The 16,045-nt window shown below is 74.8% G+C and carries 15 protein-coding genes; 5 read left to right on the plus strand and 10 right to left on the minus strand.

The window, feature by feature from the left end; translation table 11 throughout:
* Positions 1-62: 62 nt before the first annotated feature.
* Positions 63-1,259: a PucR family transcriptional regulator gene (locus tag ACZ6Y7_RS16345; RefSeq protein ID WP_465758787.1), complete on the minus strand. Its 1,197-nt coding sequence runs from the start codon at positions 1,257-1,259 to the stop codon at positions 63-65.
* 229 nt (positions 1,260-1,488) lie between these two features.
* Here ACZ6Y7_RS16345 and ACZ6Y7_RS16350 point away from each other — a divergent pair, with 229 nt between their 5' ends.
* Complete coding sequence (locus ACZ6Y7_RS16350; RefSeq protein ID WP_465758539.1) at positions 1,489-2,265, plus strand: pirin family protein; 777 nt, start codon at positions 1,489-1,491, stop codon at positions 2,263-2,265.
* Positions 2,266-2,271: 6 nt separating this feature from the next.
* On the opposite strand, the gene ACZ6Y7_RS16355 is transcribed toward ACZ6Y7_RS16350, so the two are convergent.
* Positions 2,272-3,102 carry a serine hydrolase domain-containing protein gene (locus ACZ6Y7_RS16355; protein ID WP_465758540.1) on the minus strand — a complete coding sequence of 277 codons (831 nt, stop codon included), beginning with the start codon at positions 3,100-3,102 and terminating at the stop codon, positions 2,272-2,274.
* 198 nt (positions 3,103-3,300) lie between these two features.
* On the opposite strand from ACZ6Y7_RS16355, the gene ACZ6Y7_RS16360 reads away from it, so the two are divergent.
* Positions 3,301-3,804, plus strand: coding sequence for a MerR family transcriptional regulator (locus ACZ6Y7_RS16360; RefSeq protein ID WP_465758541.1), 504 nt, complete (start codon positions 3,301-3,303; stop codon positions 3,802-3,804).
* A gap of 59 nt (positions 3,805-3,863) precedes the next feature.
* Complete coding sequence (locus ACZ6Y7_RS16365; RefSeq protein WP_465758542.1) at positions 3,864-4,877, plus strand: aldo/keto reductase; 1,014 nt, start codon at positions 3,864-3,866, stop codon at positions 4,875-4,877.
* 80 nt (positions 4,878-4,957) lie between these two features.
* Here the strand turns inward: ACZ6Y7_RS16365 and ACZ6Y7_RS16370 are convergent, their stop codons facing one another.
* Complete coding sequence (locus ACZ6Y7_RS16370) at positions 4,958-5,536, minus strand: TIGR03086 family metal-binding protein (RefSeq protein WP_465758543.1); 579 nt, start codon at positions 5,534-5,536, stop codon at positions 4,958-4,960.
* 101 nt (positions 5,537-5,637) lie between these two features.
* Here ACZ6Y7_RS16370 and ACZ6Y7_RS16375 point away from each other — a divergent pair, with 101 nt between their 5' ends.
* Complete coding sequence (locus tag ACZ6Y7_RS16375) at positions 5,638-6,630, plus strand: helix-turn-helix transcriptional regulator (protein WP_465758544.1); 993 nt, start codon at positions 5,638-5,640, stop codon at positions 6,628-6,630.
* A gap of 12 nt (positions 6,631-6,642) precedes the next feature.
* Here the strand turns inward: ACZ6Y7_RS16375 and ACZ6Y7_RS16380 are convergent, their stop codons facing one another.
* The 7 genes from ACZ6Y7_RS16380 to ACZ6Y7_RS16410 form a co-directional block, all read right to left on the minus strand.
* Positions 6,643-7,857 (minus strand): alpha/beta hydrolase, encoded by a 1,215-nt coding sequence (locus ACZ6Y7_RS16380; RefSeq protein WP_465758545.1) that lies wholly within the window; start codon positions 7,855-7,857, stop codon positions 6,643-6,645.
* Positions 7,858-8,056: 199 nt separating this feature from the next.
* Entirely contained in the window at positions 8,057-8,392 is a 336-nt protein-coding gene (locus tag ACZ6Y7_RS16385; RefSeq protein WP_465758546.1) for an MmcQ/YjbR family DNA-binding protein, read from the minus strand.
* Between the two features lie 212 nt (positions 8,393-8,604).
* The gene (locus tag ACZ6Y7_RS16390; RefSeq protein WP_465758547.1) at positions 8,605-9,834 is read right to left on the minus strand and encodes an acyltransferase family protein; all 1,230 of its coding nucleotides are present in this window, start codon (positions 9,832-9,834) and stop codon (positions 8,605-8,607) included.
* 176 nt (positions 9,835-10,010) lie between these two features.
* Positions 10,011-11,135, minus strand: coding sequence for an alpha/beta hydrolase (locus ACZ6Y7_RS16395; protein ID WP_465758548.1), 1,125 nt, complete (start codon positions 11,133-11,135; stop codon positions 10,011-10,013).
* Between the two features lie 173 nt (positions 11,136-11,308).
* Positions 11,309-11,983, minus strand: a complete 675-nt coding sequence (locus ACZ6Y7_RS16400; RefSeq protein ID WP_465758549.1) for a response regulator — start codon at positions 11,981-11,983, stop codon at positions 11,309-11,311.
* Complete coding sequence (locus tag ACZ6Y7_RS16405) at positions 11,980-13,281, minus strand: sensor histidine kinase (RefSeq protein ID WP_465758550.1); 1,302 nt, start codon at positions 13,279-13,281, stop codon at positions 11,980-11,982. Before ACZ6Y7_RS16405 ends, ACZ6Y7_RS16400 begins: the two co-directional genes overlap by 4 nt.
* 72 nt (positions 13,282-13,353) lie before the next feature.
* Positions 13,354-14,040, minus strand: coding sequence for a TetR/AcrR family transcriptional regulator (locus ACZ6Y7_RS16410; RefSeq protein WP_465758551.1), 687 nt, complete (start codon positions 14,038-14,040; stop codon positions 13,354-13,356).
* 216 nt (positions 14,041-14,256) lie between these two features.
* Between ACZ6Y7_RS16410 and ACZ6Y7_RS16415 the strand changes: the two genes are divergently transcribed.
* Positions 14,257-15,855 carry an MFS transporter gene (locus ACZ6Y7_RS16415; protein WP_465758552.1) on the plus strand — a complete coding sequence of 533 codons (1,599 nt, stop codon included), beginning with the start codon at positions 14,257-14,259 and terminating at the stop codon, positions 15,853-15,855.
* Positions 15,856-16,045 lie beyond the last annotated feature (190 nt).

Raw genomic sequence — 16,045 nt, forward strand, 5'->3', positions numbered from 1 at the left:
GGGCGGGTAGGCGACGGTAACGAAGAAAACCATCCGGGATTGTATGGTCCCTACACTCCGGCTCAGCCGGGCTCCCCCGCGGCATCCAGCCGGCCGAGGGCCAGTGCGATCCGCAGAGTGAACGCCGAACGTACGTCGGACGGCGCGTACCCCGTGACGTCGGTCACACGTCGTAGCCGGTAGCGCACCGTGTTGGGGTGGACGAAGAGCATCCGCGCCGCCCCCTCCAGCGAGGAGGCCTGCTCCAGGTAGACGCTCAGCGTCTCCAGCAGGGCGGAGCCGGCCTCGTCCAGCGGTGTGTAGATCTCCTCCACCAACTGGCGGCGGGCGGCCTGGTCACCGGCCAGCGCCCGCTCGGGCAGCAGATCGTCGGCCAGCACCGGGCGGGGCGCGTCCGGCCAGGCCGCGCAGGCGCGCAGACCGGCCGCGGCGGCGTGCGCCGACCGGGTCGCGGAGAGCAGGTCGGGCACGGTCGGGCCGACCACCACCGGGCCCGGCGCGAACTGGCCGATCAGCGCCCGGGCGGCGTGCACCGGCTCCTTGTCGCCCCCCACCACGACCACCAGACGCTTGCCCAGCACCCCGGTCAGGACGTTCAGCTTCGCGTACCGGGCGGCCCGGCGGATCGCCTCGACCACCAGCTCGCTGTCGCCGTCCGGCGCGCTGCCCATCACCACCCGGACCTGGCTGGGCTGGCCCCAGCCCAGCGCCGCGGCCCGGGAGAGCACGCCCTCGTCGGCGTCGCCGGACAGCAGGGAGTTGACCACCAGCGCCTCCAGCCGGGCGTCCCAGGCGCCGCGCGCCTCGGCCGCCTGGGCGTACACCTGGGCGGTCGCGAAGGCGATCTCCCGGGCGTAGACCAGCACCGACTCCCGCATGTCCGCCTCGTCGCCCGGGGCGGCCACCTCCTCGATGGCCTCCTCCATCACCTCGATCGTGGTGCGGATCAGCTCGACGGTCTGGCGCAGGGTGATCGCCCTGGTGAGCTCGCGCGGCGCGGTGCCGAAGACGTCGGTGGAGATCGCCTGGGCCGTGTCGGGACGGCGGTACCACTCGGTGAAGGCCGCGATGCCGGCCTGGGCGACCAGACCGATCCAGGACCGGTGTTCCGGGGGCATCCGCCGGTACCAGCCGAGCTCGTCGTCCATCCGCGAGATCGCCGCGGTGGCCAGCTTCCCCGAGGACTTCTCCAGCCGCTTGAGCGTCGCCGCCCGGCGCTCGGCGCGCTCGGCGGCGTTTCTGCGCTCCTGCGCCGTCAGACGGGGCGCCGCGCGGCCGGGGCGGTCGCGCCCCGCCCGGGGAGCCGGACTCTTCCCGGTCGGTTCGGGTACGGGACTGGGCTCGCTCTTGGAGTTCGAGGAAACGGCTGGCACAAGGACAAGACTGCCTCACGCGAGTGAGTGCTCGTGCACACCCCCCGGCGGGAGCGGCGCGGTGGCAAGGGCCGCTCCCGCTACGGTGCGGCCCGCACCGACTACCGTGGGGCGCGTGACCGACGCCGCTGACCGCCCCCGTGCCGACCTGCGCCGCACCGCCGAGCGCTACCGCTCCACCCCGGCCGAAGGCATCGAGACCCGCCACGCGTTCTCCTTCTCCGGCCACTACGACCCGAAGAACACGCACTTCGGCGCGCTGCTCGCGTGCAACGAGGAACTCCTCGCCCCCGGCTCCGGGTTCGAGGAGCACAAGCACCGGGACACCGAGATCCTCACCTGGGTGCTGGAGGGCGCGCTCGCGCACCGCGACTCCCACGGCCACCACGGAGTGGTCCGCCCGGGGATGGTCCAGCACCTCAGCGCGGGCTCCGGGGTCACCCACACCGAGCGCAACGTCGGCGGCGCCACCGGCCCGGTGCGCTTCGTCCAGATGTGGCTGCAGCCGGACGAGTTCGACGCGGCCCCGGCGTACGGGCTGCGCAAGGTGGAACCGGCGGACGGCGGGTTGACGCTGCTCGCCTCCGGGATGGCGCGCGACGCCGGGACGGACGCCCTGCGGCTGCGCCGCAGCGACGCCGCGCTCTGGCTGGCGACCGCCGGGCCGTGGCAGCCGCTGCCCGAACTGCCCGCCGCCCCCTGGCGGTACGCCCACCTGACGGCCGGCTCGCTCGGGTACCGGACGATCCCCGGGCCCAAGGGCGGCGGGCGCTCGATGGCCCCGGGCGACAGCGTGCGGATCACCGGCGAGGCCTTCGCCGATCCGTCGGCGGGCGAGACCGGCGCGCAACTCCTGCTGTGGGAGATGCACTCGCCGGTCTCGTACGGCTGAGCGGGCCTACCGGAGTTCGGCGAGCACCGCGTCGGAGAAGGCCGGCCAGGCCTCGACCGCCCACGGGCCGAAGTCCCGGTCGGTGAGCGCCACGCAGGCCGCGCCGGCCCGCGGGTCGACCCACAGGAAGGTGCCGGTCTGGCCGAAGTGGCCGAAGGTGGCGGGGGAGTTGGCGGCGCCCGTCCAGTGCGGGGTCTTGCCGTCGCGGATCTCGAAGCCGAGGCCCCAGTCGTTGGGGCGCTGGTGGCCGTAGCCGGGCAGCACCCCGCCGGTGCCGGGGAAGGCGACCTCGCGGGTGGCCCGCCGGACGGTGGACGGGTCCAGCAGCTTGGGGGCCTGCAGCTCGGCGGCGAACCGGGCGAGGTCGGCGACGGTGGACAGGCCGCCGGCGCCGGCCGGGGACTTGTGCGCGGTGTTGATCAGGGTGTCGGCCATCCCCAGCGGCTCGAACACGGCCTCGGCGACGTAGCGGGAGAACTCGATCCCGGCGGCCTCGGACAGCGCCGTCGCCAGGGCGTCGAAGCCCGCGTTGGAGTAGAGGCGGCGCTTGCCGGGCTCGCCGAACACCCGGTCCTCGTCGAAGCCCAGGCCGGAGGTGTGCGCCAGCAGGTGGCGGACGGTCGCACCGGGCGGCCCGGCCGGGTCGTCCAGCTCGAACACGCCCTCCTCGACCGCGACCAGCGCCGCGTACGAGGTGAGCAGCTTGGTCACCGACGCCAGCGGGAACAGGTGCTGCTGCGGGCCGTGCGCCCCCAGCACCGCGCCGTCCGCCCCCCGGACCACCGCCGCCGCGGCGTGGGGCACCGGCCAGTCGTCGATCATGCGCAAGCTCTCCATGGACGTCGACTGTAGTCGGGGCGGGAGGGCGCCGGCGCGGGACCCCGCTGTTCAGCCGGGTGGCGGGGACACCCGGCTGCCGGGCCGGCCGGGCTTGCTTGGAGTGCACTCCAACTCGGTAGCGTCGGTCCCGTCGCGAAGGACCGTCGCGAAGGACCGTCGAGCCGGACGGCCGCGCAGGACAGGGGGAGACGTCCGATGGCCACACCCGCACGGGTCGAGATCGACCTGCGCAGCTGCTCCGAGGTGTTCAACCGGGCGCCCGGCGGCGATCCGGACCGGACCCCGCGGCACACCATCAGCGAGGTCGCTGCGGCGAGCGGACTGACCGCCCACACCCTGCGCTGGTACGAGCGGATCGGCCTGCTGGACCCGGTCGACCGGGCCGCCGGCGGCCAACGCCGCTACTGCGACGCCGACCTGCACCGGCTGGCCTTCCTCGGCCGGCTGCGCCTGACCGGCATGTCGGTGGCGGACATGCTCAAGTACGTCGACATGGCCCGTCAGGGCGAGGGGACGTACGAGGACCGCCGGCAGCTGCTGGTCGACCAGCGCGAGGAGGTCCGGCAGCGGATCGTCGATCTCCAGGCCACCCTCGCCGTCCTCGACTACAAGATCGACCTCTATGCCGGGAAGCTCGCCGACACCGCCGGCGCCCCGGCCGAATGCCGGTACCGCGAAGAGGAAGACCAGAGCGCTTGACATCAGCGCGACGAGCCGATCCGTTCCCCGACCCCGGTCGGGATCCTGTGGAGGTATCCATGACGCACCCCGTCCTCCCCACCGCCGAACTCGGCACCGCCGGCCCGCCGGTGGGCGTCCAGGGCCTCGGCTGCATGGGCATGAGCGAGTTCTACGGGCCGACCGACTCCGACGAGGCGCTCGCCACCCTGGGTGCCGCGCTGGACGCGGGCGTCACCCTGTTCGACACCGCCGACGCCTACGGCTACGGCCGCAACGAGGAGTTCATCGGCCCCTTCGTCCGGGCCAACCGGGACAAGGTGGTGCTCGCCACCAAGTTCGCGCTCGTCCGCAAGGAGGAGGACCCGGGCTACCGCGGCATCAGCAACGACCCCGCGTACATCCGGAGCGCCGTCGACGCCTCGCTGCGCCGCCTCGGCGTGGACGAGATCGACCTCTACTACATGCACCGCCGCGACCCGGCCGTGCCGCTGGCCGACTCGGTCGGCGCCATGGCCGAGCTGGTCGAGGCCGGCAAGGTGCGCCACCTCGGCCTGTCCGAGGTGACGGGCGCCGAGCTGCGCGAGGCGCACGCGATCCACCCGATCGCGGCGGTGCAGTCGGAGTGGTCGGTGTTCGCCCGGGACGTCGAGCGCTCGGTGGTGCCGGCCGCGGCCGAGCTGGGCGTCGCCTTCGTGCCGTACTCGCCGCTCGGCCGGGGCTTCCTGACCGGCGCCTTCCAGGCCGCCGAGCAGCTCGCGGCGGACGACGTCCGGCGCACCCAGCCGCGCTTCACCGGCGCCAACGCGGCGGCCAACACCGGACTGCTGGCGCCGATGCGGGAGATCGCGACGGCCCGCGGGGTGACCCTGGCCCAGGTCGCGCTGGCCTGGGTGCACCAGCGGGCCGAGGTGCACGGACTGACCGTCGTGCCGATCCCGGGCACCCGCAGGCGCGGCCGACTCGCCGAGAACGTCGCGGCGGCGACGCTGCGGCTCTCCGCCGAGGAGCTGGCACTGCTGGAGCCGGTGGCCGGCGCCGTGGCGGGGGACCGCTACCCGGACATGGCCTTCACCTCGGTCGGCCGGGAGTAGCCGACGGTAGCCGGGAGCGGCCGGACGGGCCCGGGGAGTCGGCTACTCCCCGGGCCCGCCGGCGCGTCGTGTTCCCGGGCTCAGACCGCGCGGCCCGTGAAGGCGGCCAGCCGGGTGTGGACGTCGGAGTCCTCGGCGACCGGCTGCACCGGGCCGAACGGGACGCCCTCGACCCGGCCCTCGGGCGGCAGCACGGCCTGGGCGATGCCCAGCGCGGTGTGCGCCAGGGCGTCGTCCAGCACGAAGCCGTTGTCGAGGCTCTGGGCGATGTCCCAGGCGTGGGTGGTCGCCTCCATCACGTAGCCGCCGACCACCATGCCGCCGGGCACCTCGCCCCAGGGGGCGAAGGTCGGGCGGGCCAGCTTGGCGTCGTCCGCCCAGGCGGCCGTGGCGCGGGCGCTCGCCCGGGCCAGCGCGTCCGACCAGCCCTCGTCGGACGGGTCCTCGATGCCGGGCAGGATGTCCGCGGCGCGGCCGCCCTCGCCCATGTACGCGAGGCGGTGGACGCCGCCGACCACGTGGTTGAGCAGCCCGCGCAGGGTGAACTCGGGGCAGGGGGTGGGCCGGTCGAGGTCCTCCGGGGTGATCGTGGCGAACAGCTTCTCCAACTGGCCGAGGGCGAGCAGGTACTGCGGGCGGGCGTCCTGGACGGCGTTCATGGGCGGTCGACTCTCCGTGGTCGGGCGGTGTTTCGGACTCGGAACGCAATCTCCCAGTAAAACCTGACAAGTGCCGTCAGGATTACTGGGATTCTTGGCCCATGAAGGCCGACCGCCTGCTCTCCGTCCTCCTGCTGCTCCAGACCCGCGGCCGGGTGTCCGCCACCGAACTCGCCGAACGGCTGGAGGTGTCCGTCCGCACCGTCTACCGCGACGTGGAGTCGCTCTCCGCCGCCGGGGTGCCGGTGTTCACCGAGCGCGGGCGGCACGGCGGCATCGGCCTGCTGCCCGGCTACCGGACCGACGTCACCGGCCTGACCGCGGACGAGGCCAGGGCGCTGTTCGTGCTCTCCGCCCGGGGCGCGCACAGCGACCTCGGACTGGACGGCGCACTCGGCTCGGCGCTGCGCAAGGTGATGGCGGCGCTGCCGGCCCCGCACCGCCCGGAGGCCGAGCGGATCAGCGAGCGGATCCTGGTCGACCCGGTCCGCTGGATGCACCAGGGCGGGGCGGCCGGCACCGCCGCCGGGCCGGACCTGGGCGAGCTGCAGTACGCGGTCTTCGCCGACCGGCGGGTGCGGCTGCGCTACCGGCACAGCGGCACGCCCGCGCCGGTGGACTACACCGTCGACCCGTACGGGCTGGTGTGCAAGGCGGCGGTCTGGTACCTGGTGGCCGACCTGCACGGCGAGCCGCGGCTGTTCCGGGCCGACCGGGTGCTGGCGGTCGAGACCGCGGAGGAGGCGGTACGGCGCCGGGCCGGGGTGGGCCTCGGCGACGTGTGGACGGTGCTGCGCGAGCAGGTGGAGCGGCTGCCCAAGGAACTGCCGGTACGGGTACGGGTCCGGCGCGGCCGGCTGGACGTGTTCCTGCGCATCCACGGCGGGCGGGTCACCGCGCCGCCGGCGGAGTCGGGCGTCGGGGCGGCCGAGGACTGGGTCGAGGTGGCGATGGCCTTCCCGGCCCCGGCGGCCGTCCGGTCGCTGCTGGCCTTCGGCGCGGACGCCGAGGTGCTCGCCCCGCCGACCGCCCGGCGCGAACTGGCCAGGGCGGCGGCGGAGGCCTTGCGGCTGTACCAGGACCAGCCGCTGTAGGCCGTGCGGACCCTACGAGCCGGGGGTGGTGCGGACGACGGCCTGGTAGTGGCCGAGGGAGATCGCCGCGAAGTTGTGCAGGCTGTCGGTGCCCTCGGTGAAGTAGCCGTTGTGGCCGACCGCGCGGGCCGAGGAGATCTGCTCGGCGCCGAAGCCGCCGCCGGTCGGGTCGGCGCCGTGGCCGAGCTTGCCGACCTCCAGGAACGGGACGTTGCCGATCCAGTCGCTGGGGTTGCGGGCGGCCCAGACGTGGACGCCGTCGCCGAGTTCGGCGGCGCTCTGCACGCCCATGCCGGGGCTGCCGAACACCATCATGTCGGTGATGCCCGAGGTGTCGGACGGGGAGGCCGCCGCGCGCGGGATCTTCGGGGCGGCGGTGCCGCAGACCACCGAACCGTACGAGTGGCAGAGCAGTGACGGGGGCGCGTCCGGGCGGGTGGTCTCCTTGAGCCCGGCGAGCAGCCGCTCCAGCCGGGGCGCGGCGACGTCGGCGAGCCGGGAGGTGGCCGCGTCCGGGCCGAGGCCGGAGGGGGTGACGTAGCCGGTCCAGGAGACCACGGCGGTCCGGGTGCCGGGGGCCTGGCGCTGCTCCTCGGCGTAGAGGGCGCGGGCCATGCCGGCGGGGGAGCGCAGCGGTTCGGCGGTCTGGTCGAAGTGGCCGAGGTCGGCGTCCGAGCCGGGCACCAGGACGGAGATCCGCTCGGCGTCGGCGAGGTCGCCCCAGACCTCGGTGACCAGACCGCGGCCGCGCGGGTCGAAGGCCAGGATCTGCCGGCCGGGGGCGAGCAGGTGCTCGACGTCGTTGGCGCGGGAGACGGCCAGCGCGCGGGTGTCGGAGTCGAGTTCGCGGTCCTGGGCGCGGGCCCGGGCCTTGTCGCGCTCGGCGGCCAGGGCGATCCGGTTGGCGCGGTAGCGCAGGTCCAGCGGGGCGCCGTCGTAGTTGCCGACGACCAGCGGGTAGGCCTGGACCAGCCGGTCGAGCTCGGTGGGCGCCAGCGAGGCGAAGAACTCGGCGGCGGCGGCCGGGGTGGTGGTGGCCGGGTCGGGCAGGGAGCGGCCGAAGGAGTGGTCCTGGACCCAGGCGGCGCTGCCGGCCGGGGGCGTGGAGATCGCCAGCTGCTCGGAGGAGACCGCGGCGGCGGCCGCCGAGGCGCCGGCGTCGGCGAGCACGGCACAACCCGCGAACGCCCCGACCAGTACGCGCTTCCAGCGTCGACGGTTGCGCACCGCACCAACTCCCTTGGGGCCCGTCACCGTTTCACGGGCGGTGCCCGGAGGGTGCGATATGAACTGCTGACTTCCCTGCGCAAGCCTAGGGGGCCCGAAGAGGCCGCGGGCACGCCCAAACTGTGGGATGGATCACATGAACCGGGGGTGTCCTGGCGGCGTCTTCCCGTGGTTGGCGGCGGCCCGTGCGGCCGGGCGCTCAGGAGTCGAACTCGCGCACGAGCCGCTTGGGCGCCGTCCGCCGCCACGCCTCGGTGACCAGGTCGCGCAGCTCCTCCCGGTCCACCCGGTCCAGCCGGACGCTCACCCAGCCGTGCCGCCCGACGTAGGGGGCCGAGGAGAACACCTCGGGCTCGGCGGCGAGGAGTTCGGCCTGGTCCTCGGGGGAGGCCTTGACGGTGACCCGGTCGCCGTCGGGGGCGCCCATCGCGAAGATCCTGCTGCGCACCCGCAGCGTCTCGATCTCCCAGGTCGGCTCCTGGACGGCCTCCGGCAGGGCCAGGGCCATCGCGCGGAACTCCTCGAACGTCACCATGGCGGCAGGTTAGAGCAGGGGGACGACAGCGCGCCTCCGGCGCGCGCGGGGGCGCACCGGGGGCGCGTCGATCGGCGGGGCGGTCCGGCCTGTCGAAGGCCGGGGCGGGTGTCCGGAGCGCGTGGTGGTTCGCAGGCGGATGCACCTCCTCGGGGAAGCGCTCCGGCCGGGGGCGGCGTTCCGGCCGGGGGCGGTGGTCCGGCCGGTCCGGGTCACACCACGCCCAGCGCGTAGGCCGCGAACAGCGCCGACGCGGCGCCGGCCGCCGCCTTGCCGGCCCGGGAGAAGGACGTCCACGGCCCGTCGAACCGCCGGGTGAACCACCCGATCGCCACCAGGGCGCCCGCGAACAGCGGAAGCAGCGCCAGCCGGGCGGCCACCCAGCCGAGCGAGTCCGGCGCGGTGGTCAGCCCCGGGACGGCGCCGAGGCCGGCGGCCCCGGGCACCGCCACCGCGAGCATCGCGCTCTGGTGCCAGCAGAAGATCGTCATCGCCGACAGGTTGACCACCACCACCGGCAGCCACAGCAGCGGACGGCGCGTCAGCAGTCGGCCCAGCCGCTCCCGCAGCAGCACCGCGGCGCCGCACTGGAACGCCGCCAGGGCGAGCACCAGCAGGGACGGCGGGTGCGAGTTGGTGCGCTCGGCCCCGGGCACGCCGACCATGCTGGCCGGGTAGTGGAACACCAGCAGCAGTGCGGCGAACAGCGCCCCGCCGCCGACCAGCAACGCCCGGGCGGCCGGCCGTCCGAGTCGGCCCTGCGCCCAGAGCACGCCGAGCTGGTAGCCGAACAGCCAGCCCGGCAGGATGTTCAGCAGCGCGACCCAGGACGGCACCGCCTGCGCCCACGGCCCGTACCGGAGCAGGTCGACGGCGGCGACCGAGGCCACCAGGAGGCCCGCCGACCAGCCGCCCAGCCGGCGCCCTGCGGCCACGCAGAGCGGGGTCAGCGCGGTCAGTCCCAGGTAGACGCCGATGTACCAGAGCGGCTGCACGACCAGCGTCGCGCCGGTGCGCAGGGTGTCCGCGGGCACGCCGAGCGCGGGCAGCAGCGGGAGCAGCAGCGCCCACACCGCCGTCACCCCGAGCACCGGGCGCAGCAGCCGGACGCTGCGGGCGCGCAGCCAGCCCCCGTACGTCGCGCCCCGGGCGCGGGCCCGGTCCAGCGAGCGGACCGAGGAGTGGCCGCCGACCAGGAAGAACACCCCGAGCATCTGGAGCACCCAGCTGGCCGGGGCGAAGAAGCCGAGCGAGGAGAGCGGGCTGGCGTTGTGCAAGGCGCCGTCGGGGGTGCGGGTGAGGCCGCCGAGCATCCAGTGCCCGACCGGGACGGCGAGCAGGGCGAGGGCGCGCAGCCCGTCCAGGGCTCGGTCGCGGGTGGCGGGCGTCCGGGCGTCGACCTGCCGGGCGGCGTGCCGCAGGGCGGTGAGGGGGTGGGCCATGGTGGTGCTCCTTCCGGTACGGGCGGTGCCGGGGGTGGTGTCGGCGGGAGGGGCGGCGGGGTGATGTCGGCGGGGTTATGTCGGCGGGAGGTGCGGCGGGGTGCCGCCGGTGGGAGGGGCGGTGAGGTGGTGCCGGTGAGGTGGAGGTGGCGGGGCGGTGCCGGCGCGCGGGGCGGTCAGGCGCGGCCGAGGGCGACGGCGGCGTAGGCGGCGAGCGACGTGGTGCCGGGGGCGAAGTAGCCGGTGTGGCCGTGGGATCCCGTGGCGGGCAGCGGGCGGGCGCCGAAGCCGGGGGCGGTCGGATCGGTGCCGTGTCCGAGGCCGAACAGCCGGACCTTGGGCACCTCGCCGATCCAGTCGGAGCCGTTGCGGGCGGTGGCCCAGAGCGGGACGCCCGGGTCGAGCTCGGCGGCCGAGCGGACGCCCATGCCGGGGGAGCCGAGCACCACCACGCCCGAGGCCCGGGCGGGGGTGGGGCGGGCCAGGCCGCAGACCACCGAGCCGTAGCTGTGGCAGTAGAGGGTGGGCGGGGCCTGCGGGCGGGTGGCGGCGGCGAGTCCGTCGAGCAGCCGGGACAGGCGGTCGGCGCCGGCCCGGGCGAGGTCTTCGGTGGCGGCGTCCAGGCCGAGGCCGACCGGGGTGGTGTAGCCGGCCCAGGCGATCACGGCGGTCTGCCGGCCGGTGGCCTCGTACAGCGCGCGGGCCATGCCGGCCGGGGCGCCGTACGGGTCGGCGGTGCGGTCGAAGTCGAGCAGGTCGATGTCCGAGCCGGGCACGATCACGGCGGTGCGGTGGGCGGCGGCGAGGTCGCCGTACACCTCGGCGACCTGGCCGCGGCCGCGCGGGTCGAAGGCGAGGATCTGCTGGCCGCCCTCCAGCAGGGTGCGGTAGCGCTCGGCGCGGGTGCGGGCGGCCGCGTGGTCCTGCGGGGTGCGGGCGGGGTCGGTGGCCAGGGCGAGTTCGCGGGCGCGTTCGGCGGCCAGGGCCAGGGTGTTCGCGCGGTACCGGAGTTCGACCGGGGCGCCGTCCAGGTTGCCGACCACCAGCGGGTGCCGGGCCGCCAGGGTGTTCTGCTGGTCCGAGGTCAACTGGGAGAAGAACGAAGCTACTTGGCCCGGTACGGCGACGGCCGGGTCGGGCAGCGGCAGGCCGAGCGAGGTGTCGGCCGTCCAGGCGGCGCTGCCGGGCGGCGGGCCGGTGAGCGGGGTCTGGGTGTCGGCGGCCCAGCCGCCCGCGCCGAGCACCGCCGCCAGTGCCAGCGCCCCGGCGGCGATCGCGCGTCCGGCCCGGAATCTGCGCATGTCCCTGATCTCCCTCGTCCGTTCGGTCGGTGACGGAGAGGAAGGTAGGAACGCGAAGGCCCCGCGGGCGTCACCCCGCGGGGCCAACTCCCCTGTGGTACCGGGGTATCAGGAGGTTCTCCCTCCTGTCGGAAGGGGGGATAACCCCCGTCCGTCGGGAGGGGAGGGCCGGATCACTGACCGGGGGTCACCAGGCCCGACTCGTAGGCCAGGACCACCGCCTGGGCGCGGTCACGCAGGTCGAGCTTGCCGAGGATGCGTCCGATGTGGGTCTTGACGGTCTGTTCGGCGAGCACCAGCTTCGCGGCGATCTCCTGGTTGGACAGGCCGCGGGCGATCAGCTCCAGCACCTCGGTCTCGCGCGGGGTCAGGCCGTTGAGCCGCACCCTGGGGTCGTGGCGCTTGGGCGGGCGGGTGCGGGCGAAGTCCTCGATCAGCCGCCGGGTCACCGAGGGGGCGAGCAGCGCCTCGCCGGCCGCGACCACGCGGACCGCGGCGATCAGGTCGGCCGGCGGGGCGTCCTTGAGCAGGAAGCCGCTGGCCCCGGCGCGCAGCGCCTCGTACACGTAGTCGTCCACGTCGAAGGTGGTCAGCATCAGCACCTTGGGCCGGTGGGCGCCCGGGACGGCCGGGTCGAGCAGCCGTCGGGCCGCTTCCAGACCGTCCATCACGGGCATCCGGACGTCCATCAGCACCACGTCCGGGTGGGTGCGGCCGACGACCTCCAGGGCCTGGGCGCCGTCCGCCGCGTCCCCCACCACGTCGATGTCGGTCTGGGCGTTCAGCAGGGCGGCGAAGCCCGCGCGCACCATGGCCTGGTCGTCGACGATGATCACGCGGATGGTCATGCGGTGGTCTCCCGGGGAAGGTCGAGGGGCAGGACGGCGGCCACCTTGAAGCCGCCGTCCGGCAGCGGGCCGGTGTCCAGCCTGCCATCCACGAGCCGTACGCGTTCCCGCATGCCGACCAGGCCGTGACCGGTGCCCTCGACCGAGGCCTCCAGCGACTCGGTGCGCTGCGGCGGAGGCGCGTTGACCACGGTCAGCCGCAGCTCCGGGCCGTCCGCCGAGAGCGACACCCAGGTCCGCGCGCCGGGGGCGTGCCGCACCACGTTGGCCAGCGCCTCCTGCACGATCCGGTAGACGGACAGGCCGACGGCCTGCGGCACCCGCTCGGCCAGCCCCTCGTCCACGGCGAGTTCGGCCGGCACCCCGGCGCGTCCCACCGTCTCGACCAGCTGGGCGAGTTGGCCGACCCCGGGCTGCGGGGCCCGCTCCCCGCCGGTCTCCTCGCTGCGCAGCACGCCGAGCAGCCGGCGCATCTCGGCCAGCGACTCGCGCGCGGTGCCGGCGATCGCGGTGAACTCCTCGGCGGCCTCCGCCGGCACCGCGGGGATGCGGTACGGCGCGCTGGCGGCCTGCACCGCGATGACCGACATGTGGTGGGCCACCACGTCGTGCAACTCCCGGGCGATCCGGGCGCGTTCCTCCAGCAGGGTGCGCCGCTCGCGCTCGACCTCGCTGATCTGCTCCTGCTCGGAGAGCAACCGGCGGGCGATGGCGCCTTCCCGGAGGGCGCCGCCGAGGACGAGGACCGCGCCGGTCAGGGCGATCACCAGCAGGCTGTTGTCCCCGCCCCAGTCCCGGACCGAGCCGACCACCGAGAAGACCAGGCTCGCACCGGCGGTGGCCAGCCAGACGGCGATCAGGGTCCGCCGGGGTTCGCGGAGGGCGAGCGGCAGCACCAGCAGCAGGTAGCCGACCACGCTCGTGGCGGGCCAGGGCCAGGAGGGAGAGGTGTTCCGGCCGGTCGTGAGCACCAGCGCGAAGGTCAGCAGGTTCGTCAGCCCGATCATCCACCAGGCGGGCAGTGGCCGGGTGGGCGCGAGGAGCAGGGGCGCGGTCAGGGCCACCGAGAGAGCCGCGGCGAGCCCGGTGTCGAGCCCGTAGTCGTGGGCCAGCACGTTGATCGAGCTGGGTAGCAGTGCCGCGATCGCCGCGACCGCTGCGACGTAGGGCACGTGGCGGAGCCAGGAGATCCGGGACTGCGCCAGCAGCGGGGTGTGGTCGCCGGACGGGTGCAGCAGCGGGGCGAGCAGGCTGCGCGGGGACCGGCCGCGGGGCTGCCCGGTGGACGCGTGGATCATCCCGTCAGCGTAGGGGTGGGCGGCCCGGACGGGATCCGACCGCGGGGCCGGATCCCGGGTAGTACCGGAGTACTACTCCTGCGGCCGCCAGTGGCCGGCCAGGGCGGGGCCGAGCTGGTCGAAGTAGCGCTCGATCACGGCGACCATGCCCTCGGGGCCGGCCGGTTCGTGCTCGGCGGTCCAGGACAGGTGGGCGGAGCGCAGCAGGCTGCCGAAGACGGCGGCGAGCACGACCGGGCGCAGGTCGCGGTCCGGGTCCAACCCCTCGCGTTCGGCGAGCACCCGGCCCACCAGCCGCTCCTGCTCCGTGACCCGGCGCAGGTGGGCGGCGAGCAGCGCGGGCGTCTCCTCGATGATCCGCAGCAGTTCCAGGGCGCTGCTGATCGAGCCGGGGCCGGAGGTCCGGGCGTTCCCGAGGTCGCGCCAGGCCTTGACGATCGAGGCGCGCAGGGCCTCGAGCGGGGTCTCCTCGGCGGGGCGGTTGCGCAGGCACTCGATGAAGTAGTCCTCGGCCTCGGCCATCACGGCGAGTGCGACCTCGTCCTTGTTGGCGAAGTAGCGGAAGAAGGTGCGCTGGGAGACGTCGACGGCGGTGGCGATCTCGTCGACGGTGGTCCGGGCGAAGCCCTGGCTGAGGAAGAGCATGTGGGCGGCTTGGACCAGGGCGTCCCGGGTCTGCTGCTTCTTGCGCTCGCGCAGTCCGGGTGTCCGCCCGAGGTCCTCCGGGGTGCCGGTGGGGCGGGGGGTGTGAGCGGCCATGGCGGGGCCTTCCGGAGCGCGGGTGTGGGCGGGTGGGAGCACAACCTTAGCGTTCTGACAAATGTCAGCCGTGGCCAGAAGTCACTGTTTGCCGAATGTCAGTGGCTGACATAATCTGCCGCGAGTGGCGCCCGTCGGGCCGGGGCACCTGTGGGGACGGGTGGGCCGGGGCGCCACGACCACGTTCCGCACGAGCCACGCCCCCGGAGGGCCCAGATGAGCCAGTCCGTCGTCAAGAACTCCGAGGCGGACGCCCCGCCGCCGACGTCACCGTCCGGGGGCCTCAAGGGGCACCCCTGGCTGACCCTGCTGACCGTGGCGGTCGGCGTCATGATGGTCGCGCTGGACGGCACGATCGTCGCCATCGCCAACCCGGTGATCCAGGAGAAGCTGCACGCGGCGCCCTCCGAGATCCAGTGGGTCACCAGCGGCTACCTGCTCGCCCTGGCGGTCTTCCTGATCACCGCCGGCAAGATCGGCGACCGGTTCGGCCACAAGAACACCTTCCTGGTCGGCGCGGTCGGCTTCGCCGCCACCTCGGCCGCGATCGGCTTCGCGGGCAACATCCAGACCGTGATCGCCTTCCGGGTGCTCCAGGGCCTGTTCGGCGCGCTGCTCCAGCCGGCCGCGCTCGGCCTGCTGCGCGGGGCCTTCCCGGCCGAGCGGCTCAACATGGCGATCGGCATCTGGGGCGGCGTGATCGGCGCCTCCACCGCGGCCGGCCCGATCGTCGGCGGATTGCTGGTCGAGCACGTCAACTGGGAGTCGGTGTTCTTCATCAACGTCCCGGTCGGCCTGATCGCGCTGGCGCTGGGCCTGTGGATCCTCAAGGACGTACGGGCCGAGAACGCCGCCAAGTCCTTCGACGTGCCCGGCATCCTGCTGCTCTCGGCCGGGATGTTCGCGCTGGTCTTCGGCATCATCAAGGCCCCCGAGTGGGGCTGGGGCGACGCCAGGACGCTGCTCCTGCTGGGCGGCGCGGTGCTGCTGATGGTGCTGTTCGCGCTCTGGCAGGGCAAGGCCCGCGAGCCGCTGATCCCGCTCAGCCTGTTCCGCTCGGTGCCGTTGTCGGCGGGCGTGCTGCTGATGGTGCTGATGGCCTTCGCGTTCTTCGGCGCGATCTTCTTCGTGACCTTCTACCTGCAGAACGTGCACGGGATGAAGCCGGTCGAGGCCGGCGTCCACCTGCTGCCGATGACCGGGATGATGATCGTCGGCTCGCCGGTGGCCGGCCTCGCGATCGGCAAGCTCGGCCCGCGGATCCCGATCGTGGCCGGCATGCTGATCACCACCACCGCGATGTTCGGCATGTCCACCCTGGACACCGGCTCCGGCACCGGCGTGATGTCGCTCTGGTTCGTCCTGATGGGCCTCGGCATCAGCCCGGTCATGGTCGGCGCCACCGAGGTGATCGTCGGCAACGCCCCGCTGGAGCTGTCCGGCGTGGCCGGCGGGCTGCAGCAGTCCGCGATGCAGGTCGGCGGCAGCCTCGGGACCGCGGTGCTGGGCGCCCTGATGGCCGCCAAGGTCGGCGACGTGCTGCCCGGCAACTGGGCCGGGGCCGGTCTGCCGCCCGTCCAGGGCGCCGAGGCCGAGGGCCTCAAGCAGGCCGCCCAGCTCGGCATCGCCCCGCCGGCCCCGGCCGGCACCCCGCAGCAGGTGGTGGACGCGATGGCCGGCGCCGTCCACGAGTCCTTCGTCAGCGGCATGTCGCTGGCCTTCGCGGTCGCCTCCGTGGTGGCCTTCGCCGCCGCCGTGCTGGGCCTGCTGACCCGCCGCGGCACCACCGACGCGGGCCCGGCCGTGCACATCTGACGGCCGCCCGCACGCCACGGCCCCGGACTCGGCGGAGTCCGGGGCCGTCGTGGTGCCCGGGGACGGGCGGGTTCCCGGACGGGGCCGTCGTGGTGCCCGGGGGCGTGCCCGCTCGCGGGCGGGGCCGGTGCGCGGGGGGACGACGACGGGCCGGACTCCCCCCGGGGGGAGTCCGGCCCGTCAGTGCCTA

The sequence above is a fragment of the Kitasatospora sp. NPDC053308 genome, assembly GCF_055585785.1.

What these genes read in the sequence shown, in the direction of transcription:
- ACZ6Y7_RS16355 (WP_465758540.1), bottom strand. Translation starts at nt 3,102, where the DNA reads ATGGAGAGCTTGCGCATGATCGACGACTGGCCGGTGCCCCACGCCGCG.
- ACZ6Y7_RS16360 (WP_465758541.1), top strand. Translation starts at nt 3,301, where the DNA reads ATGGCCACACCCGCACGGGTCGAGATCGACCTGCGCAGCTGCTCCGAG.
- ACZ6Y7_RS16365 (WP_465758542.1), top strand. Translation starts at nt 3,864, where the DNA reads ATGACGCACCCCGTCCTCCCCACCGCCGAACTCGGCACCGCCGGCCCG.
- ACZ6Y7_RS16370 (WP_465758543.1), bottom strand. Translation starts at nt 5,536, where the DNA reads ATGAACGCCGTCCAGGACGCCCGCCCGCAGTACCTGCTCGCCCTCGGC.
- ACZ6Y7_RS16375 (WP_465758544.1), top strand. Translation starts at nt 5,638, where the DNA reads ATGAAGGCCGACCGCCTGCTCTCCGTCCTCCTGCTGCTCCAGACCCGC.
- ACZ6Y7_RS16385 (WP_465758546.1), bottom strand. Translation starts at nt 8,392, where the DNA reads ATGGTGACGTTCGAGGAGTTCCGCGCGATGGCCCTGGCCCTGCCGGAG.
- ACZ6Y7_RS16390 (WP_465758547.1), bottom strand. Translation starts at nt 9,834, where the DNA reads ATGGCCCACCCCCTCACCGCCCTGCGGCACGCCGCCCGGCAGGTCGAC.
- ACZ6Y7_RS16395 (WP_465758548.1), bottom strand. Translation starts at nt 11,135, where the DNA reads ATGCGCAGATTCCGGGCCGGACGCGCGATCGCCGCCGGGGCGCTGGCA.
- ACZ6Y7_RS16400 (WP_465758549.1), bottom strand. Translation starts at nt 11,983, where the DNA reads ATGACCATCCGCGTGATCATCGTCGACGACCAGGCCATGGTGCGCGCG.
- ACZ6Y7_RS16405 (WP_465758550.1), bottom strand. Translation starts at nt 13,281, where the DNA reads ATGATCCACGCGTCCACCGGGCAGCCCCGCGGCCGGTCCCCGCGCAGC.
- ACZ6Y7_RS16410 (WP_465758551.1), bottom strand. Translation starts at nt 14,040, where the DNA reads ATGGCCGCTCACACCCCCCGCCCCACCGGCACCCCGGAGGACCTCGGG.
- ACZ6Y7_RS16415 (WP_465758552.1), top strand. Translation starts at nt 14,257, where the DNA reads ATGAGCCAGTCCGTCGTCAAGAACTCCGAGGCGGACGCCCCGCCGCCG.